This window comes from Okeania sp. SIO3I5 (assembly GCF_010672085.1).
Taxonomy (GTDB): domain Bacteria; phylum Cyanobacteriota; class Cyanobacteriia; order Cyanobacteriales; family Microcoleaceae; genus Trichodesmium.
In genome coordinates this window covers 1-20,457 of the sequence record NZ_JAAHHT010000176.1, presented here as the reverse complement: position 1 = coordinate 20,457, position 20,457 = coordinate 1, and the positions used below count along the sequence as shown (strand labels likewise).

General features: G+C 39.0%; 10 protein-coding genes and 1 CRISPR repeat array. Of the genes, 7 read left to right on the top strand and 3 right to left on the bottom strand.

Annotated features, from left to right (window positions below):
• The first annotated feature begins 237 nt into the window (after positions 1-237).
• Entirely contained in the window at positions 238-1,932 is a 1,695-nt protein-coding gene (locus F6K40_RS28700; RefSeq protein ID WP_293140698.1) for an arylsulfatase, read from the top strand.
• Between the two features lie 611 nt (positions 1,933-2,543).
• Entirely contained in the window at positions 2,544-3,392 is an 849-nt protein-coding gene (locus F6K40_RS28695) for a sulfotransferase domain-containing protein (RefSeq protein ID WP_293140696.1), read from the top strand.
• 311 nt (positions 3,393-3,703) lie between these two features.
• On the opposite strand, the gene F6K40_RS28690 is transcribed toward F6K40_RS28695, so the two are convergent.
• Entirely contained in the window at positions 3,704-5,494 is a 1,791-nt protein-coding gene (locus tag F6K40_RS28690; RefSeq protein ID WP_293140694.1) for an iron uptake porin, read from the bottom strand.
• Positions 5,495-5,725: 231 nt separating this feature from the next.
• Positions 5,726-5,938 (bottom strand): type II toxin-antitoxin system Phd/YefM family antitoxin, encoded by a 213-nt coding sequence (locus F6K40_RS28685; RefSeq protein ID WP_293140692.1) that lies wholly within the window; start codon positions 5,936-5,938, stop codon positions 5,726-5,728.
• Between the two features lie 203 nt (positions 5,939-6,141).
• A CRISPR array of direct repeats spans positions 6,142-7,270; the repeat unit is 36 nt; unit sequence GTTTCAATCCCTAAATAGGGATTAGGGTTTCGAGAG.
• A 431-nt stretch (positions 7,271-7,701) separates the two neighbouring features.
• On the opposite strand from F6K40_RS28685, the gene F6K40_RS28680 reads away from it, so the two are divergent.
• From F6K40_RS28680 to F6K40_RS28660, 5 genes are all read left to right on the top strand, one after another.
• Positions 7,702-7,986 (top strand): hypothetical protein, encoded by a 285-nt coding sequence (locus F6K40_RS28680; protein ID WP_293140690.1) that lies wholly within the window; start codon positions 7,702-7,704, stop codon positions 7,984-7,986.
• A 264-nt stretch (positions 7,987-8,250) separates the two neighbouring features.
• The gene (locus F6K40_RS28675) at positions 8,251-8,508 is read left to right on the top strand and encodes a hypothetical protein (protein ID WP_293140688.1); all 258 of its coding nucleotides are present in this window, start codon (positions 8,251-8,253) and stop codon (positions 8,506-8,508) included.
• A gap of 733 nt (positions 8,509-9,241) precedes the next feature.
• Positions 9,242-10,846, top strand: coding sequence for a group II intron reverse transcriptase/maturase (ltrA, locus tag F6K40_RS28670; protein WP_365673128.1), 1,605 nt, complete (start codon positions 9,242-9,244; stop codon positions 10,844-10,846).
• Positions 10,847-11,218: 372 nt separating this feature from the next.
• A complete protein-coding gene (locus F6K40_RS28665) occupies positions 11,219-18,766 on the top strand; it encodes an LAGLIDADG family homing endonuclease (RefSeq protein ID WP_293140686.1) in 7,548 nt (2,515 codons plus the stop codon).
• 582 nt (positions 18,767-19,348) lie between these two features.
• Positions 19,349-19,765 carry a secondary thiamine-phosphate synthase enzyme YjbQ gene (locus F6K40_RS28660; protein WP_293140700.1) on the top strand — a complete coding sequence of 139 codons (417 nt, stop codon included), beginning with the start codon at positions 19,349-19,351 and terminating at the stop codon, positions 19,763-19,765.
• Between the two features lie 347 nt (positions 19,766-20,112).
• On the opposite strand, the gene F6K40_RS28655 is transcribed toward F6K40_RS28660, so the two are convergent.
• Entirely contained in the window at positions 20,113-20,418 is a 306-nt protein-coding gene (locus F6K40_RS28655; RefSeq protein ID WP_293140684.1) for a hypothetical protein, read from the bottom strand.
• Positions 20,419-20,457: the final 39 nt, after the last annotated feature.

Sequence of the window (20,457 nt, the reverse complement as noted above, 5' to 3'; positions counted from 1 at the left end):
TGTCTACATTCATAAAAAAGTGTGTTTTTCAATACACTTTTCTCCTGAAAAAGCCGATTCAAGACTAAAACATAACTTGTCTATGTTGTCAAGTTTTATGTTAAGAAAAATGTTTATAAAGCATAGCTTCTTAAGGGGGGATGTTTCAAAGTCCCCCTTTTTAAGGGGGATTTAGGGGGATCGTAAATTTACCTCATCTTTATGAGAAATGCTATATTAGTTAACTAAATAAAATAAATGTACCGCAAAATTTCTCAATTTTTCCTACTCGTTAGTTTCTCTGCACTGACAGTTATCGGTTGTTCTACTAACACCGAACCAACCCAAACAGAAACTACTAATTCTCAGCAGCAAAAACCACCAAATATTGTAGTTCTTGTTGTTGACGATATGGGGTATTCCGATATTAGTCTTTATGGAAGTGAGATTGAAACTCCAAATATTGAAGCTCTAGGAAAAGCTGGCATGATGTTTACTCATTTCTATACACTGCCAACTTGCTCCCCTACTAGATCGGTAATGTTAAGTGGGGTTAGTAACCATCAAGCAGGTTTCGGGGCGATGGCAGAATATACAGCTTCAAACCAAAAAGGTAAACCAGGTTATGAAGGTCATTTGAGTCAGCAAGTTGTCAGTATTCCAACTTTGTTAAAAGATGCTGGATATAATACTTATATGGCGGGTAAGTGGCATTTGGGCAAAACAGAGGGTTTACTACCTTCAGATAGGGGTTTTGAGCAAACATTTGCTTTATTAGGAGGGGCAGCAGATCATTATAGTAAACGTGGATATAACCCAGCTCGTCCTGTAGCTAATTATTCTAGCAATGGCGAACCAGTTGAACTTCCTGAAAATTTTTATTCTACTGATTATTATACAGACAAATTAATAGAGTTTATCGATAGCGATCGCGAGGAGGATAAACCGTTTTTTGTATATGCTACCTTTACCTCCCCTCACGATCCTTTACAAGTGCCAGAGGAATATATTCAAAAATATCTGGATAAATACAACGTTGGTTGGGATAGTATCCGAGAACAACGTTTTCAACGGATGAAAGAACTCGGTCTCATATCAAAAGATTTAGAGTTACCCCCTAGATGGACGGATATTCCAGCTTGGGATAGTCTCACACCAGAACAGCAGAAGTATGAAGCCAAAACAATGGCTATTTATGCTGGCATGATCGACAACACAGATTATAATATAGGTCGGTTAATTGAGCATTTAAAAAAAATAGGGGAGTATGACAACACTGTTTTTGTATTTTTATCAGATAATGGTCCTGAAGGATCAAACCGCGCAGCACTAGAGCGGTGGCAAACTTGGTTTGAAAAAGAAGGCATTGATAATAGTTATGAAAATATAGGCAAACCCAACTCTTTTATTACTCTCAACCAGGCATGGGCACAAGTTAGTAGTACGCCTCTTTTGTGGTATAAGGGTAGAGTTTCTGAAGGAGGTATTCGCGTACCTGCAATTTTTGCCTATTCAGGAGTTATTCCTGCTAATAGTCGTAGCGATGCCTTCGGTTCAGTTTTAGATTTGATGCCAACTTTATTAAATTATGCTGGAGTTAAACACCCAGAAAATAATTATAATGGACGAGAGATATACTCAATGGAAGGACGTTCTCTAGGGCCAGTTTTAGAGAAAAAGAGCGATCGCATATATACAGAAGAAGATAGTATTGGTTTTGAGTTATTTGGTTATGGTAACAGTGCTTTATTTCAAGGAGATTGGAAAATATTCAGGTTAATTCCACCTTGGGGAGATGGTGAATGGAAATTATTTAATATTCGTCAAGATCCAAGAGAATTAACTAATTTAGCTCAACAATATCCAGAAAGATTGAAACAAATGATTGCTTTATACGAGGAATACGAACAGGAACAAGGAGTGATTCCTACTACAGAGGTATTGTATAAATAGGGTTTGCTTTTGGAAAATCTTTTGGTAAGGAGGAGTCAGGAGTTGTAGGGGCGAATGGCATTCGCCCTTAGATGTCTGCTCTGAGACGTTTTCGGCTGTCGCCGACATGAAAAGCGGAGCTTTGCGTCAGCAAAAACGTCCGTACGGGAGAAAGATTGTTGTTGGGTTTATCCTACGGATAAGCTGCGCTAACGTCCCTCAACCCAACCTACATTTGATAACTGATATCAAATCCGTAGGCAATGGAAGTGTTATAAGAAACCGGGTTTGTCGGAGGTCGATGTTAGTATTGTAGGGCACTTGATACTTTCCCCGGTTTCTCTACCTGTCCCTGACTTCAGCAGTCGGTACTGAAAACGTCCGTACGGGAGAAAACCCACCCCTAACCCCTCCGAGGAGGGGAAGATTGTTGTTGGGTTTCGTCCCTCAACCCAACCTACATTTGATAACTGATATCAAATCTGTAGGCAATGGAAGTGTTATAAGAAACCGGGTTTGTCGGAGGTCGATGTTAGTATTGTAGGGCACTTGATACTTTCCCCGGTTTCTCTGCTTGTCCCTGACTTCAGCAGTCGGTACTGATAACTGATAACTGATAACTGATAACTGAAATGCCATCTCCAAAAAAAATAGTTGTTCAAGATTTTATGCGTGATTCAACAATTTGGGATAGTGTCAAACCACGCTCCACAGATATTATCATTGCTTCCTGTTACAAATCAGGTACAACACTAACGCAGCAAATAGTAAATTTGCTAGTTAACGGTAATGATAATTTTGAATCAATTCATCACATTAGTCCTTGGGTAGAACTACGTTTTCAGTCTTCAGAGACAGAAACAGGTCTCATAGATAGTTTACCATCACCTCGAATTCTCAAAACTCATCTAGAATTTGAAGCACTTCCCTACTATCAAGAATGGAAATATATTTATCTAGTCAGAGATGGTAGAGATGTTGGAGTTTCTCTTTACAATCATTGTCAAACATATCTAAATAATGCTTACAATCTATCTATTACTTTTGATAACGGTTCCGATGATTTTTTAGAATTTTGGGATTTATGGGTAGAAACCGGAAAACCTCGCTGGCCTTTCTGGGAAAATATTAATAGTTGGTGGCAAGTTCGGAATTTATCTAATATTCTTTTAGTTCACTATGAAAATTTAATTAATAGGAAAAGTGAAGAAATTATCAGAATAGCTAAATTTTTAAATCAAGAAATTAATAGTAGTAAAGTAGAAATGATTTGTCAGTTTTCTTCTTTTGAATACATGAAAGAAAATTGGCATAAATTTCAACCTCCAGGAGTTTTTAAACCACAAAGTTTTATCAATAAAGGCACAAACAAACGTTGGAGAAATTTATTAACTCCTGTACAACTTCAACGCTATGAAATAATTATTTCTCAAAAGCTAGAGGCAGAATGTGCAAATTGGATTAAAAATGGTATTTTATAGCGCTAGGGAATAGGGAATAGGGAATAGGGAATAGGGAATAGAATAGAAATCAAAGATAGATGTACCTCATTAACCTGAAAAACGCTATATTATATCCGCTTGAATACTTAATAATTTGGAGCAAGGAAGACGGAAGGTAGAAAGTTTTTTAGTAAAGCTTTTAGCCTTTTTAAAGGGAAAAAAAGTGCAATTTTTTGAGATCCAACTTATATAGCAGTCGAAGCAAAGGTTAGGACAGTTATAAATCCTGAAACCCTTTGATAGATAGTATACTGTTCTCTGTTCCCTATTTCCTAGCGCTACGCACTATACTAAAAATTAAACGTAGTTCTCAGTGCTCCAATTACCACATCATCATTGCGTTCATCGTGATTTGGTGCAGTTAACCAGAATACACCAGGAGTAATAGTAATATTATCACTAACCCGAAAAGTATAGAAAGCTTCCAGATGCCATCCCGTATCGCGATCGCTCCTTTGTCCCGGTGGTAAACCAATAGCTCTTGCTAAATTACGATTGCTAGTATAGGTAAGTCTTGGTTGAATGCCAGCAATAAGGCCACCAATATTTCCTTCTTCAAAAAGGTCAGGAAAAATCAGATTAACCCGATAGTCAATAACATTAGCATCTCCTCTTGTGCCATCCCCTAAAGTTCGAGCGTTACTAAAAGCACCAGAAGCACCTAAAGTAAACTTAGGAGAAAATCGATAAAAAGCAGCAGCTAAGTATGTATTCCCTGCCACAGGTCCAGCTCCAGTAACTGCAGAAGCATTACTACCTGATGCTGTACTAATCCCATTTTCTGGAGAGTAACTGTGAATATAGTAAAGAACCAGATTGAAAGGGTCTAATCTAAACACACTTCTTGCCGAAATACCATAACCGCCGCTAAATACTCCTAACCGTGGGTCTTCCGCTGAACCAGATTCGCTACCAACAAAGAAGTCTAGGTCAAACCAGGGAGCAGGGTCCCATCTAAAACCAGTCCCTGCTTGTAAGAAGATGGGAAATAGCATGGTATTCAGACGACCATAGTTTGATATTGGACCAATATCAAGTCCGGCAATCGGAGTAATCAATTGTGAAAGAATTCGGTCATCAGAGAATGCACTGATAACCCATCTCAATTGTTCGTTAACTTGGAAACTATAAGATAAATTACCAAGATCTACTCTGTCTCCAGAATTACCAAACATCAGAATTGTTTCTCCAGTACCACCACTTAAGGTGCCACGGGGAAATTCAGTAGCAGTATTCAATGTAACGGGGTTACCTGCGTTGATACCTACATTGAGAATGTCTGTACCAGTGAAACTTGTTTTTAGTCTCATCCTACTCCGATATTGGAGTACGGTTTCATTTTCCTCAGATGCTTCTTCACCAAAAGCATCTGCTATGTGCATTACTATTTGACCGCCGAATTTTGTAGTTGTGGAAAATTGCTGACCTTCTAAAGTCTTTACACGCGCTTCTAGTGCATCAACTCGCCCTTCAATTTCAGCTAGTTCGACTGCAAAATTTGCTTGTAATCTTTCTAAAACTGCTAAATCTTCTTGAGTAATAAGGTCTGCTGTTTCAAAGGCAATCAATTGTTGAATCCTTTCTAAACAAGCATTTAATCCAGCAGCAAATTCATAGCGAGTCATTGCCCGATTACCTCGAAAAGAGCCATCTGGATAACCGACAATACAACCATATCTTTCTACTAGAGATTGTAGTGCTTGGAATGCCCAATCTGTGGGTTGGACATCTGATAGTTGGTCTACTGAAGTGACTTGTCCTAATGGATCGCTATATTCATTTTCTTTGTTTGTGGAATTTTCGGTTTCTGGATTAAAGTTGGACAGTTGCTCAACAGAGATGACCTGATTTTCTGGAGCTTGGTTTTTAGTAGCGATCGCTCCGTGTTGCGAATTCAATATCGCTTCATCCATGCTTTGCCATTCTGGCCAATTTAGGGTCGAATTTTTAATATCTATTTGAGTATTTGCTTTTTCTACATTGGAGTTGTTGGGGGTTCCTGTAGCAGCTAATGCAAAAGCTGTGTTTGAAAAAAGATATATTAGGAAGGAGAGACTGAGAACTTGATTTTTTTTTTTCATTTTTAGTAGCTAAGTAAACAGGTAACAGGGAACAGGGAACAGTAAACTGTAAAAGGGTTTCAGGATTTAGAAATTTCCTAAACTATTTGGGTAGTGCTATAAATTTCACAAATGAAGTTTATGTACATCGGGTAATGATTATATCTTGAAGATGTCTTTGTAAATTTATTCTGAAAAAATGTAATATTTCTTTATATTTTTTCTTTGCCTTTATCTGATAAAATTTACTATTTATCTTAGTTTCCCTTCATCCACATCTGGAAAATCTTCATCTAAAGGTTTGAGTGTAGAAAGAGTTTGCAGGAGAGATTTTTTCTTGACAGGAGAAATAATAGCTAAGGGAACGCCATCTTGAATGATAGTTAGGGGTTCGCCTGTTTTTTGTGATTGCTTAATTAGGTTTTGGACTGCTTCGGGAAGTTCTGCAAGAGGTATTTGTTTCATCGTTAGTTTCCAGAGGTAGAAAACCGACACATATTCGATGGTGCCTTGGGACGGATTGCTGAATCTATTTCATAGTCTAAATTTAAGCCGTCTAACGCACTCTACTGGACTGACACGCCTCAAAATGTAGGTTGGGTTGAACGGAGTGAAACCCAACAAAACTTTAGGATGCGAGTCACCCTGACTACTCTCTGTGTAATTTAGTTTCAATCCCTAAATAGGGATTAGGGTTTCGAGAGAAGAAGAGGAGGGAGGGCACCTCGCTGGTGCCTATGAGTTTCAATCCCTAAATAGGGATTAGGGTTTCGAGAGGTCAATTTAATTTGCAATTTGCCTAAAGGAGGCTAAAAGTTTCAATCCCTAAATAGGGATTAGGGTTTCGAGAGTATTGAAAATATAATTTCACGAAAAATAACGGAAGGAAACGTTTCAATCCCTAAATAGGGATTAGGGTTTCGAGAGATGAAAGGCTTTGCCAATCGTTTGTTTCCTTCTGTTTCAATCCCTAAATAGGGATTAGGGTTTCGAGAGGTCGTGATACTTTTGTTCTAGGTGAGGGCAATGATCGTTTCAATCCCTAAATAGGGATTAGGGTTTCGAGAGGATTGGGATAGCCCCAACGCCATTCTGACGGACTTTTTGTTTCAATCCCTAAATAGGGATTAGGGTTTCGAGAGACGCTATTTATGGGTTTGATGGAAATGACACCTTAATGTTTTAATCCCTAAATAGGGATTAGGGTTTCGAGAGGTTCTTTAATTAAAACTTACCAAGCTGACAAAAGGTTTCAATCCCTAAATAGGGATTAGGGTTTCGAGAGCCCTGAGGAGCCAGAGCATCCTGAAGAGCCGGAGCAGTTTCAATCCCTAAATAGGGATTAGGGTTTCGAGAGTGTTTTTGATGGTTTAATAAGTGCAGAGCAGGCGGCAGTTTCAATCCCTAAATAGGGATTAGGGTTTCGAGAGTATCGAAGAAGCTATAGGTGATCGTCCCCCTAAAAGTTTCAATCCCTAAATAGGGATTAGGGTTTCGAGAGGCTGACGCTTTCCGTCAACAGTTTGTTGGCCAAAATGTTTCAATCCCTAAATAGGGATTAGGGTTTCGAGAGCATTAGAGGAGCTTTTTACTCATCATCTCTGGAGGGTGAGGTTTCAATCCCTAAATAGGGATTAGGGTTTCGAGAGTGGTTGAAGAATTTGCAGATGAAGTATTTGAGGTATCTGTTTCAATCCCTAAATAGGGATTAGGGTTTCGAGAGGAAGGCTTCGTTTTTGACTATGAAAAAGAAGTAGTAAAGTTTCAATCCCTAAATAGGGATTAGGGTTTCGAGAGAGATACGATCTAGAAGGCAAGCATAGCAAGGGTTTCAGATAGGCCAATCGACGCGCCCCTTTGATTTTATCATCAACAAGGCTAATTTTGCCAAAATGACAGCCCTCAAACCCGCTCCTGGCATACCATCGACGGGGGTCAACGAAAAAATCAGGGTTTCAGCGATTCTCAGACCCGCGTCGATGGGGGTCTATGCAAATACAAAAAACTAGCTTCCAGCCACTCTTAACAACCAAGAAATGACCAAAAACGTATAGCTATTTATTTTTCGAGGTTCTCAACTGTAAATATCCTAACCCTTAATTATCTAGCTGTCAAGTAGATTAGTTATCTAAATTTTTCAAACATTTGGCATAATTTAAAAGTCAAAAGCAAAACAAAAAGTCCCATTCAGTAGTAAAAATTTTACTATCTCAAATCACAAAATTCCCATGTTATCCCAAACTTATTATCTACTCCGTTCCAAAACTGATGGTAGTTATATCACTGCCAATCCCAACCCAGATGAAGCCGTCAAATTCTTATTACTATTCCAGGAAGACTTTGATGCCTACAGCTACCTAAATACCCACGCGCCAGATGTGAGCGATCGCTTTACTGTTGAGTCCATCCCTAGTACCCAGTTAAAAACAATATTAAAAAGGTGGAGTTTCCAGGGAGTAGGAGTAATTCAAGATCCTTTGTTACCAAATATAGAGTTTCTGATAGTTAGTTAAGAAATAATGAACAACTTAATTATATTTAGGACTTACGCAAAGAAACCCGGTTTCTACGATAAATCGTTGTTTTGAGCAATAGATGTCTACGAGAAACCGGGTTTCTGGGTTCACCTGCGTAAGTCCTGATATTTTTATCTACCAAAATTACACAACATATAGAGTAATTTCGTAAATTTGTCAATCATTTGACACTAAATATGAAAATCGCTACACTCGTAACTTGTTGCTTTTTTCCAAACAAATTCTATTTTCAATTTCACTATGGTACGAGAACTAGAAAAAGTACATCAGACTGAGTTCCCGGAAACAGCACCCACTGCTAATCCGGTATTTTACAGAACTTATAGCCGTAAGACAGAAACTGGCCGTGAGACATGGACAGAAGTGTGCGATCGCACAATTAATGGCCTCCGAGAATTAGGCCAACTCACACCGGAAGAAACAGACTTACTCTACCGGATGCAAAGCCAACTTAAGGCCCTATCATCTGGCCGTTGGTTGTGGGTAGGTGGGGTGTGATTCGTTAGGCCGAAACACAAGTACATTCAATAATTAATAATTAACAATTAATAATTAACAATTACCTTTTCTTATAAAGAAGAGGATTGGCTAAAAGGAATTTTTTTCTCTTTTCTCGATAAACGGAGAGGCTTTATACCTTAATTTTTCGGTAAAGCTTTTAGCCAATAATGGAAAGTGAGGATGGCCTGCTGGTTCAAGTCCAAATTGGACAAGAACTTGATAACTATATAGCCATGTAGGTGAGAAACCTACCCTTCAGAACGTGGAAGTGACAGCCTATCCCTTATCTAGAGAATGGTCATCAAAGGGTAAAGCAGGGATAAAAGCTAGTAATGGTGAACCTTGAAGCCAAATCCTAGCAAGCAAAGAGTGCATGGTGAACGAAAGTGAAGGCATGATGAACAGTCGTAATCCATTAAGCAGTGAAAAGAAAGGTTGATACACTGCGGTCAAAATGACACTGAGACACAAAAGGCCAATACCTACCACCGTTATTGGACACGTTTACTTAGTCTCCGGCTGATAATGCCCATCCTAAACACTCAAAGAATGGTTATATGGAACGAAGTAATCCTATATATTGCTCTCTGTAAAAAGGTCGATAAGCAGAGTAGGAACCAATCCGCAAGCATATATATGGAGAGGATGAGGTCAAAAGCAAGCCTGCTTGTAATGAGTAGGATACGCAGACAGACCTCCGATGATGTAGAAGTTAGAGTTTTAAGTAGCAATGAAAAAGACTAAAACACGGATAAAAACGATGGTGGTATGGAATGAGGTTCACTGGCCAAAGCTAGAAAGAACCGTATTCAAGTTGCAAAAGAGAATCTATCAAGCTACTCAAAGGGGCGACGTGAAAACTGCACGCAAATTGCAAAAAACCCTGCTAAATTCGTGGTCTGCCAAGATGCTGGCAACTAGAAGAGTTACCCAGGATAATAGGGGAAAAGTAACGGCTGGTATAGATGGGAAGAAAAACTTCAAACCAACCGAAAGAGTAAGCCTAGCAGAAAATCTAACATTAGATTGGAAAGCGAAAGCAACAAGGAGAATCTGGATACCCAAACCAGGGAAAACAGAGAAAAGACCCCTAGGAATCCCAATAATCTCAGATAGAGCCAAGCAAGTATTAGTAAAGCTAGCCCTAGAACCAGAATGGGAAGCAAAGTTTGAGCCTAATAGCTATGGATTCCGGCCAGGTAGAAGTTGTATGGATGCTATTGAGGGAATCAAAGCAGCTATCAAGCAAAAGAGCAAGTTTGTTCTGGAGGCAGACATAGCAAAATGTTTTGACAAAATCGATCGCCAAAAACTACTGGAAAAATTAAATACTTTTCCAAAAGTAAGAAGACAAATTAAAAGTTGGCTTCAAGCTGGAGTAGTAGATGGAAAAAGTTGGTTTCCCACAAATGAAGGAATATCTCAAGGAGGAGGTATTTCACCACTATTAGCAAACATTGCTCTACATGGAATGGAAAAAGTAGTGAAGGATTACGCAAGAAGTTTACCAGGAAAGAAAGATAAGAATGAACAGCAAATCAGCTTAATAAGATATGCAGAGGATTTTGTAATACTTCACCCCGAAATAGAAGTGATACAGAACTGTAAAGCATTGATAGAAAAGTTCTTACTTGAAATGGGATTAGAACTCAAAGCTGAAAAAACTCGTTTAACACATACCTTAATTAAGGTAGAAAACGAGGAACCTGGATTTAATTTCCTAGGCTTCAACATAAGACAATACCCTGTTGGTAAGTATGCTACGGGAAAAAATACCCACGGAAAACCACTGGGTTATAAAACCTATGTCAAGCCAAGTAAAGAGGCAATAAAACGGCACTATCAGAAAATATCAACAATAGTAGACCAACTAAAACATTCTTGTTCACAGTTGGAATTAATCAAAATGCTAAACCCAATAATAACTGGGTGGAGCAATTACTACTCGAAAGTAAATAGTGCAAAAATATTTGGCAAATTAGACCACTTTGTTACCTTAAAACTTATAAGTTGGGCAACAAGAAAATCCAACAATAAGAGTAAAAAGGAAACAATTAGCAAATACTTCAAAAAGAAAGGTAATAACAATTGGGTTTTTGAAGCGGAAGGGAAAGAAAAACCCGTAACGTTAAGAAGATATAGAGACTCAAAAATAGAAAACTTTGTGAAGGTAAAAGGAACAAAAAGTCCCTACGATGGAGACCTAATTTATTGGGCAGCTAGAAGGGGAAAAAGTGTTGAATTACCAGTCAGAGTAACCAATCTATTGAAGAAACAAAAAGGGAAATGTGCAGAATGTGGACAGTATTTCAAAGATGGGGACTTCAGTAATTAACAATTAACAATTAATAATTACCCTTTTTTAAAAGAAAAGGATTGACTCAAAGGAAAGTTTTTAATTTTATTCCCTATCCAAGGGGAGGCTTTAAACCTGAATTGTTGAATTATTAATTATTCATTATTAATTATTCATTTCCATAATTACTGTCACAACGTCAAAACCAAAAGAGATAGTGCCAAAGAAAGTGGCTGCAACATCGAGGAGCCGTATGATGCGAAAGTATCAAGTACGGTTTTGAAGCCGAGTCATGTCAGTGATGGTATGGCTTAGGGCAACACAGAATGGATTTCACAACAGGAAAACTTTTCGGGGGCATATAACTGCTCCTCTACTAATATTGTAGACTGGCACTCCTTCGGTTTGTTAATGGACTTAGCAATGATGGGGTGTGGCACGGGTGCGGTATTGGAACCACATAATATAGAGCAACTGCCACCGATTCGCAATCATCTAAATATTGTATTGCGGGGTGAAATTGGTGCCACTCCTGCTGAGTTACGTCGTGAGTTGACAGAAGTAAAATTTCATCCAGACGGAGCAGAAATTTTTGTTGGCGACAGTCGTCAAGGTTGGGTAGGATCTTACCAGGCTTTGTTGGAGTTGTCAACAGATGAGCGATTTTCAGGAAAGGTGAATGTTATCATTGACTTGAGTGATGTCAGAGCTGCGGGCGAACCGTTAAAAGGATTTGGTGGTGTTGCGAATCCTGTAAAATTGCCAGAATTGTATCAACGTTGTGGGAATATATTAAATCACGCAGTTGGGCGACAATTAAATTCTGTGGAGTGTTGCTTGTTAATTGACGAAGCAGCAGTGACAATTGTTGCAGGAAATATCAGACGCTGTATTGCTTATGGAGCAAAAGTTTCAGCGATTGACGGCATGAAAAATATTCAAGATATTCAAGTGGGAGACTTAGTGTTAACTTCCAGGGGTGAATATAGTCCAGTAGTCAAGAAATTTATTCAAGGCAACCAGGCAATTGTAGAAATTCGTACTCACATTACTTCAATTCGTTGTACTGCTAACCACCGAGTTGCTGTTTACAATAGTTTAAAATCTTACACCTGGAAATATGCTGGCGAACTTCAACCAGGCGATCGCTTAATTTCTGTTCCTCATACTAAAGGAATGCCTTGCTCAACCACTGATTATGCTTGGTTAGTAGGTTTCTTTATTGGTGATGGTCATGCTGATATAGAGTCAACTAAGCGACGTAATGGTGGAGGTGGAGTAGTCAGCTTTGCCCTCTCCACTGAACGCCTACAGGGAGATTTAGGAGAAAAGGTTCTGAGAATCCTTAGTAGCATGGGTTATAATCCCGCCATCAAGATTCAAGGTAGTCATTGTAATATTAATGTTTGTCGTAAAGAACTAGCTATAGAACTCGGACAATATAAACAACCTTGGGGATGCCCTATAATTCCTGAGTTTGTTTGGAGAGGTAGTCGAGAAATTCGTGCTGCTTTCTTAGCAGGTTTAAGTGATGCTGATGGTACTCCTTCGCGAAATGTGCTAGTGAACTCGAACAAGTTAGAATTTTTACGAGAAATTCAAAAAGTAGCTCTTTCTTTGGGAATTGCGACAAAGTTATATGAACGTCCACCAAGAAAAATCAAAGGAAGAGATAAACTTTACGATGGATGCCACTGCCTTCATGTTCAGGGTTTACAGTCTCAAGCAGTTACAGTTGGCTTAATTAACCAATTTGCTGTTCGCGACGGCTTTTCTATCAGGTTAGCTAAAAAGAATGGTTTATCATTACCTTACCAATTTGTGAAAGAGCTAGCTGCTGCCGGATGGAAACCGAATACTGTGTCTTGTGCTAATGTAATTTGGGTCGATCCAAAACACAGACCAGGAAAGTTCCGGGATGCTAACTGGGATACTTTGATAGCAGAAGATTTAGTTAATCCTCACTGGTTGCCAATAGAAGTGCAATTTGTGGCTCCTGCTGGTGAAGCTGAAACTTATGATATTGAAGTGGAGGGAGACCACGAATTTATTGCTGATGGTTTGCTGGTGCATAACAGTGCTGGGATCAGGCAAGGGAGTAATAGCGATCGCCTGTTTACTGTAGCGAAGGATAATCTCTGGCGACAAGATGAAAATGGTAACTGGGGTATCGATCCGAAAAGAGATGCTTTGCGAATGGCAAATCACACCCATGTTTTCCACTACAAACCTACATTAGAAGAATGTGTCGAGGCAGTAAGAAAACAATTTTATTCTGGTGAAGGTGCGATTCAGTGGGCAGGTGAAGCAGTTGCTCGTGCTAATTGTGATTTATTACGAACGCTCGAAATAAAAAGAGATTTCTTGAAAGCTTATGGAGAAGATAATGCCAAAAAATGGTTTCAAGAACATTATCCAAATATTAGTAATGATGAACTGGAACATCGGTTAGCAAGATTAGGATTAAACCCTTGTCATTCAGGGGATACTTTGGTGTCTACAGACCAAGGGTTAATTCCGATTCAGGATTTAGTAAGTAAACAATTCAAAGCATTAGTAGATTTACGTTCGGTAGGTTTGTCTGGTGTCAAGTTGACGGATGCGATCGCTTTTGCTACGGGAGTTCAAACTACCTACAGAATTATTCTAACCAACGGAATGCAAATGCGATGTACCGCAGAGCATCAACATTTTACCAGTCGAGGTTGGGTTAGCACTCAAGATTTGACTGATGATGACAATATTTATGTTCAGAGAGGAGCAGGTCATTTTGGCAAAGGTACTATTTCTGTTGCTCAAGCTCAAATGCTTGGTTGGTGGTACGGAGATGGATTTAACGAAGTCAGAAATCAGAAGTTAGAAGTCAGAAGTTGTTTTGACAACGGGGATTTGAGCAACTCTCCAAAAACATTTCGCCTGAATAGGAAGCAAGAGCACTTTGCTAAAGGATTTGTTTTTAACCAAGATGAGTATGAAACTGCCTACAATATTGTTGGAAAAGCAGTTATTGGAGGAAGAGAATATGCAACTAAACTGCATAAAGGAGTCTATGAATTAGGATATACACAAATTCACCTTGAAAACGCCATCTGTAGGGGCGAATGGCATTCGCCCTCACTCGATTTAGTGTCCGTGCGCAAGTCCTACGAATTCCGCACCCAATCTCCTAAATTAGAAAAGTTTTTTGCCGATTTAGGTATAGTTGGAAAAGAAGAGCTTCCTAATAATTTTCTGAGTCAATCTCAGGAAGTTTTAATTGGTTTTTTGCAAGGAATTTTTAGTGCAAATGCTTCAGTAGATAAAGATTCCAGAAGAATCAAACTAGCGATGCGTTCGGAAAAATTACTCCAACAAATTCAGTTGATTCTATCTAATTTAGGAATTATTAGTACAGTTAGATTAGTCAGGGAAAAAGGTTACAGAGGTGTGCCTTATACGACTGTTGATGGAACTGAGAAAATTAGCTTAGACCAAGGCAGTTATGGATTATTTATCTCTACTTTTAATTTTGATTTATTTCAACAATTAATTGGCTTTCCACTATCCCTAAGCAAGAATATTGAAGCTGAAAAATGGCTGGAAAAACCATTGCCTAATTATTTTGAATCAACCATTAATTCTAAGTTTACTTCAAAGGTAAAAAAGGTTGAAGAATTTGGAGAGGAAGTTGTTTATGATTTGCACGTTCCTTTAACTAATTCTTTCATTGCTAATGGTTGTTTGACTCACAATTGCGGAGAAATAATTGGGGCTAATTTTCACTGTGTTGCTGGCGAGACGTTATTAATTACTCGTGACAGTATTCACAAAATTAAAGATATTGTTGGTCAAAAAGTTGAAATTTGGAACGGCAAAAATTGGAGTCAAGTAATTCCTTTCAAAACAGGAAAAGACAGAAAATTATACCGGGTCAAATTTGGGGATGGTTCCTATCTGGATGTGACAGAATATCACCGATTTTTTGTGAAAGATAGGTTTGGTCAAAACTATCAAGAAGTACAAACAAAAGATTTGCTAACTCATAGCAAATATGCCTTAGATACAGAACCTTTTGTCATAGATTATCAGGATGGAAATTATATAGATTCATCTTATGCTTATACACTAGGTGTCACCGTAGGTAAATCAGTTATCAGTTATCAGTTATCAGTTATCAGCGACAAACCTAAAAATGTAGGTTGGGTAGAACGAAGTGAAACCCAACACGCGCCTTACTGTGGTGGGGTTTATCCTACGAATAAGCAGGCGCTAGCTGAATTAATTGTTGCTGGTAATAAATCAGTAGAACGACAATATAATTATCTACCTTCTTTTGTGGATGTCAAAGATTTAGGATTCTCTGGCGAATTATTGCGTCGTCTACAAACTGAACCTGATGCTTTAAATATTATTGCTAGTTGGAATAAACCAGCAATTTTGGCTTTTATTGCCGGATTAGCAGATACAGATGGTTCTAATACTAAAAGTAATGGAATCAGAATTTATGTATCTGATTATGAACGAGCAAAAAGACTACAATTACTATTAACAAAATGTGGCATTCGTGCATCAGTAAATTTAATGGCGAGTCGCGGTTCTACTACAAATTCAGGAACCAGAAATAAAGACATTTACTATCTACAAATAACTGATTGTAGAGAAATTCCTTGTCAAAGACTAGACACAAGTAAAGGATGCGAACCTAAATCTAAAGGTAAAAGCCAAACAATTCAAAGTGTTGAAGAATTGCCAGGATTACATGACACTTATTGTTTTGAAGAACCAGAATTTCATAAAGGTGTTTTTGGCAATACCTTGACAGGAAATTGTAATTTATCAGAAATTCATCTGAATCAAATTGACCCAAATAACCATAAAGAACAGGAGGAAGCTTTTACTGCTGGCGCCCTTTCTGTGGCAACTTTACTTAACCATAAATTCCTCGAACCTCGTTATAATTCTAGTCGAGAATTAGACCCTATTGTTGGGGTTTCTTTCACTGGTTTATTTGACTTTTTTGTAAAAGCTTTTGGGATTGAATGGTTGCATTGGTGGCAAGAAGAACGCCCGGCAACTATTCAAGGTTTAGAGTTTAAAGAACAGGAGGCAAAATATCTAAGTCGGTGGCGCGAAATAGTGCATCGGGTAGTGTGGGATTATTGCGATCGTCACAACCTGAAACGTCCGAACCGTTGTACAACAGTACAACCTTCCGGTTGTCTCGACAAAACTGCTTTGAGAATATTTAACCAAGGTTTACTCTATGCAGATGAAATAGTTGCACCTGGTAGTGGAGAAACAGTAGGACTAGAATTAACTGTTCGGAATGGAATTGGAGCATCCACAGCGATCGCTAATCAACCACTCAAACTTGTGGAACTCAAACTAGCTAATGGTAGGACATTACGCATGACTCCCAACCATCGGATGAGCGTCGAAGGTAAGTGGGTATATGCTTGCGATCTGAAACCAGGAATGTTGCTTGACTACAGTATTGGTGAATATCAAAAACAAGAAGATGCTTTACTAATACCTTTGCAGTTAGAAAATTATACCAGGGTAAAACGCTCTCAAACATTAGATCAGAACCGTGGTGTATTGACTCAGGAAATCGTGACTCCAGCAACTCTGACTTCAGACTTAGCTTACTTTTTAGGTTGTTTGTTTGGGAATGGTTGCATTTCTAAACACAAATATCGAGTCCGTTTTTCTCATGGCAGACTTGATGTTTTGCATCGCCTCCAAGAAACAGGCAAAAAATTATTTGGCATCGAAGGCAATATAAATGACCTTGGTAACGGTCGTTTTGAATTATATTTTGCTTCTCGACAATTATTCGATTGGTTGCACTTCAACCAACTTGCTAAAACCGAGAAAAGCAAAGACTTAGACAGGATACCTATGAGTTTACGTCGGTCGTCACGAGTTACCCTCCTATCATTTTTCTGTGGTCTGATAGATACTGATGGATGTGTTCGTAAGAATGGAGAACTATCCATAGATTCAGCAAGTTCCGATTTTATTCGCAACCTGCAACAAGTAGGGGAAGCGATCGGCCTGTGTTTCAGTATATTTCAGAATACCAAAGGGGAAAATTTGCAACCGCAGCAAAAAGATATGTGGGGATTGTGTCTGAGTCGAATGTTGTCTAATCCTGACGCTTTAGATTATCTCAATGAATACAGTATTAAATGTCAGGAACGACCTCTATTTCCACCTAAGCGCGTCTTCAGTTTTTCTCCATACAAAATTGAATCTGTTAAGATTGCGGCAGTTTGTGACTACTCTTATGATTTTGCCATTGAGGGTATAGATGATAACGACTCCTGGTATTGGCAAGGTGCTTTGAAGTCACATAATACCAAGTCTCTGTTGACAAACGCTGCTCCCGGTTGGCATCCTCCTTTTGGTTTGCGGTGGGTGCGACGCATTACTTTTGCCAAAAATGACCCCGTAGCATTAGCTTGTCTTGACTATGGTTATTCTGTAATTCCTGGGCAGTCAAGCAAAGATGAAAATGGAAATTTACTCAACGATCCTTTTGACGATCGCGCCAAAGAATGGTTAGTAGAAATTCCAGTACAGGTATCTTGGATAGATTTACCTGGGGTTGAAGAGATTGCCATTGAGAAGTTCAGCGCTACTGCAATGTTTGATTTTTACATGGGAGTACAGAAACATTGGACGACTCACAATTGTTTTGCTCGAAATACTCAGTTTTTAACAGACAAAGGTATAAAAACTTTTGAAGATTTTGACCCAGGAGATAAAGTAATTGTCCTAAATGCAAATGGTGATTGGGTTACGGCAAAAGTAGTTTGTACTGAAGATGAGCGTGAAATGGTAGAAATTGTACTTCGTGAAGGCAGAACAGGCAATAAAAAACGGATTATTTCTACACTTTGTCATCGTTTCCCAGTGCGCCGAGCATTAGCTGGTAATACACCAATTAAGATTCTTAAGGCATCAGAGTTGAAAGTAGGACATCGCTTAGTCACTAATATTCCAGAACTGCCAGATGTTGACCTTGATGGTGTTTGCCACGGGATTGTTTTTGGGGATGGTTCCCTTTACCGTAATAATTCAGGAGGTGAATATGTAGGTTCTCAACTTTACTTATGTGGTGCTAAACGTGAACTACAATCATATTTCTCTAGCTATGAGCGAACTTATGAAAAAGATAATATTGACCAAACCAGAATTTATGGATTGCCAAAAGAATGGAAAAGTTTACCACAGGATAACTCCTCACAAGAGTATATTGCTGGTTTTTTGGCAGGTTTGCTAGCAACTGATGGCAGTATCTATGAGTCTATCATTTCCATTTCAACAGCAAGGAAAGACGTTGTAGATTTCCTCATCCATCATTTGCCTCGTCTTGGTATTATAGTGAGAAAGTGGAATTGGTATGAGTCTAATACCTACAAAAGTGGGAGTGGTGCTTATATTGTTAATCTTAGCAAACCATCATTTCCAGAAAATCTAATCTTGCGGTCTCACCATCGCCAACACTATGAAGCTCATGTTTCTCAAGTTTGTCAATGGAAAGTAGATGAAATTAATCCAGTCGAAGTCAAACAGCGTGGATGGTGTGTAATGGAACCTGTTACTAATCATTTTACATTAGCTGAGAATATTTTAGTAATGAACACCAGCAGCACCATTTTGTTAAGCGAGGAAGAAATTGAACCTTTGGGCAAACGCATTTATGAAGCAATTCGCGATGATGAGGGTTATATTTCGTCAGCACTGTTAGCGCGGTTTGATGCACCGTTTCCTCGGTTGCCATTTGAGCGTATTTCTCAGGAGGAATATGAAAAATTGCAAGGGGAGGTATTGCAACGGCGTAAGTCTGATGATTTTTCCGAGTTGATGAATGGTTATGTGTTGGCGAGTGAGTTACCAGAAATGGGACCTCAAGATCCCGCTTGTTCTGGGATGGTTTGTGAGTTGAATGCTTCGGAACCTCAAGTTAATTAGAACCAGGAGCTAGTAACTGTTGGCTATAATTTGGTATAATATGTAATTATTTCCATAGGACTTAAGGACTTACGCAAAGAAACCCGGTTTCTACGATAAATCTTTGTTTTGAGCAATAGATGTCTACGAGAAACCGGGTTTCTGGGTTCACCTGCCTAAGTCCTGTTCCAAAAAGTTTAGGAGGGGTTTGACATACTCCCGACGTTGCCCTTACGGGACTTATCGGGATTCTTCAGTCTGGGAAACCCTGACCGCTGCGCATGACAGAGGTGATGTCCTCCCCCTGTGTTGACATTGATAATAACAAAATTCTCCTAGCTTGTCAAGGTATCCGAATCCTGGCCCTGGCTTTCATCCCGACGCTCCCCCTCCCCCCTTTCCAAGGGGGGTTAGGGGGGATGGAGAGCGCGGGACTTCCCGCCAGGAAAGTTAAATCCCCTTTCTGTTCCGGAATGCTCCGCAAACGCACACGTTTACTGCTGACTGCTAACCGCTTTTTTAACCAATCCTCTTCTTTTTAAGAAGAGGTAATTATTAATTGTTAATTATTAATTATTGAACATACTGTTAACCAAAAATAACATGACTCACTATCAACAATTACTCCAAATTAATACTTCTGGTAAATCTTTATCTAAAATCACTTCTAAAGTGCAAGAAGCTGTAGCTAAGTCAGGGGTAAAAACAGGTTTATGCAATCTATTTTTACGCCATACTTCTGCCAGCTTAATAATTCAAGAAAATGCCGATCCAGATGTATTAGTTGACTTAGAAAATTTTATTTCTAAATTAGTACCAGAAGGTTATCATTATATTCATAGTGCAGAAGGACCTGATGATATGCCAGCTCATATTCGCAGTGTTTTAACCCATACTTCTGAACAAATTCCTATTAATAATGGCAGATTAGTATTAGGTATTTGGCAAGGAATTTATGTTTGGGAACATCGTCAACGTAGTCATTGCCGAGAATTAGTAATTCACATCACTGGAGAGTAGTTAAAAAAAATATGTTGGCAGTTATTATTGACTTATTTATTATCTTTAAAGTGCCCGAAGTGCAATAACTGCAATCATGTTTGGAATAAATAATCTATTTCTATTTATTGTAACAAAGGTTTTTGATTCTATTCTCTCCCGTGAAATAACCTCCCATTTATTTGAGGTCTCACACCCCCCCCATTGCTTACAGTGCTTTTCAGTTGAGTAGACCACAAAACTGTTGTATAAGTAAGGAGTAAGGAGTCAGGAGTCAGAAGTAAGGAGTCAGAAGTAAGGAGTCAAGATTCAGGAGTCAAAAGCTAGTTAATTATGAATACAAATCTTCCCGGACTGCCCCCCGATGATTACAACTGTGGTCTATCCAGCATGAAAACTGCTATCAAGAAAAAGGGAGTATTGGTAGCAATGCACTGCTGATAAATTTCTTCTACCCACTCTCTTTTCATAGAATGGGTAGTCCTGCTGAGGAATGGCGAAGATACATAAGTTTTGTAATTTCTTCCCACACTTCCCACACTTCCCAGACTTCCCACACTTCCCACACCTCCCACACCTCCCACACCTCCCACACCTCCCACACCTCCCACACCTCCCACACCTCCCACACCTCCCACACCTCCCACACTTCCCACACCTCCCACACCTCCCACACTCCTCACACCTCCCACACCTCAACCCCACACCCCTTC

What these genes read in the sequence shown, in the direction of transcription:
- F6K40_RS28665 (WP_293140686.1), top strand. Translation starts at nt 11,219, where the DNA reads ATGGACTTAGCAATGATGGGGTGTGGCACGGGTGCGGTATTGGAACCA.
- F6K40_RS28690 (WP_293140694.1), bottom strand. Translation starts at nt 5,494, where the DNA reads ATGAAAAAAAAAAATCAAGTTCTCAGTCTCTCCTTCCTAATATATCTT.
- F6K40_RS28675 (WP_293140688.1), top strand. Translation starts at nt 8,251, where the DNA reads ATGGTACGAGAACTAGAAAAAGTACATCAGACTGAGTTCCCGGAAACA.
- F6K40_RS28700 (WP_293140698.1), top strand. Translation starts at nt 238, where the DNA reads ATGTACCGCAAAATTTCTCAATTTTTCCTACTCGTTAGTTTCTCTGCA.
- F6K40_RS28685 (WP_293140692.1), bottom strand. Translation starts at nt 5,938, where the DNA reads ATGAAACAAATACCTCTTGCAGAACTTCCCGAAGCAGTCCAAAACCTA.
- F6K40_RS28680 (WP_293140690.1), top strand. Translation starts at nt 7,702, where the DNA reads ATGTTATCCCAAACTTATTATCTACTCCGTTCCAAAACTGATGGTAGT.
- ltrA (WP_365673128.1), top strand. Translation starts at nt 9,242, where the DNA reads ATGAAAAAGACTAAAACACGGATAAAAACGATGGTGGTATGGAATGAG.
- F6K40_RS28695 (WP_293140696.1), top strand. Translation starts at nt 2,544, where the DNA reads ATGCCATCTCCAAAAAAAATAGTTGTTCAAGATTTTATGCGTGATTCA.
- F6K40_RS28660 (WP_293140700.1), top strand. Translation starts at nt 19,349, where the DNA reads ATGACTCACTATCAACAATTACTCCAAATTAATACTTCTGGTAAATCT.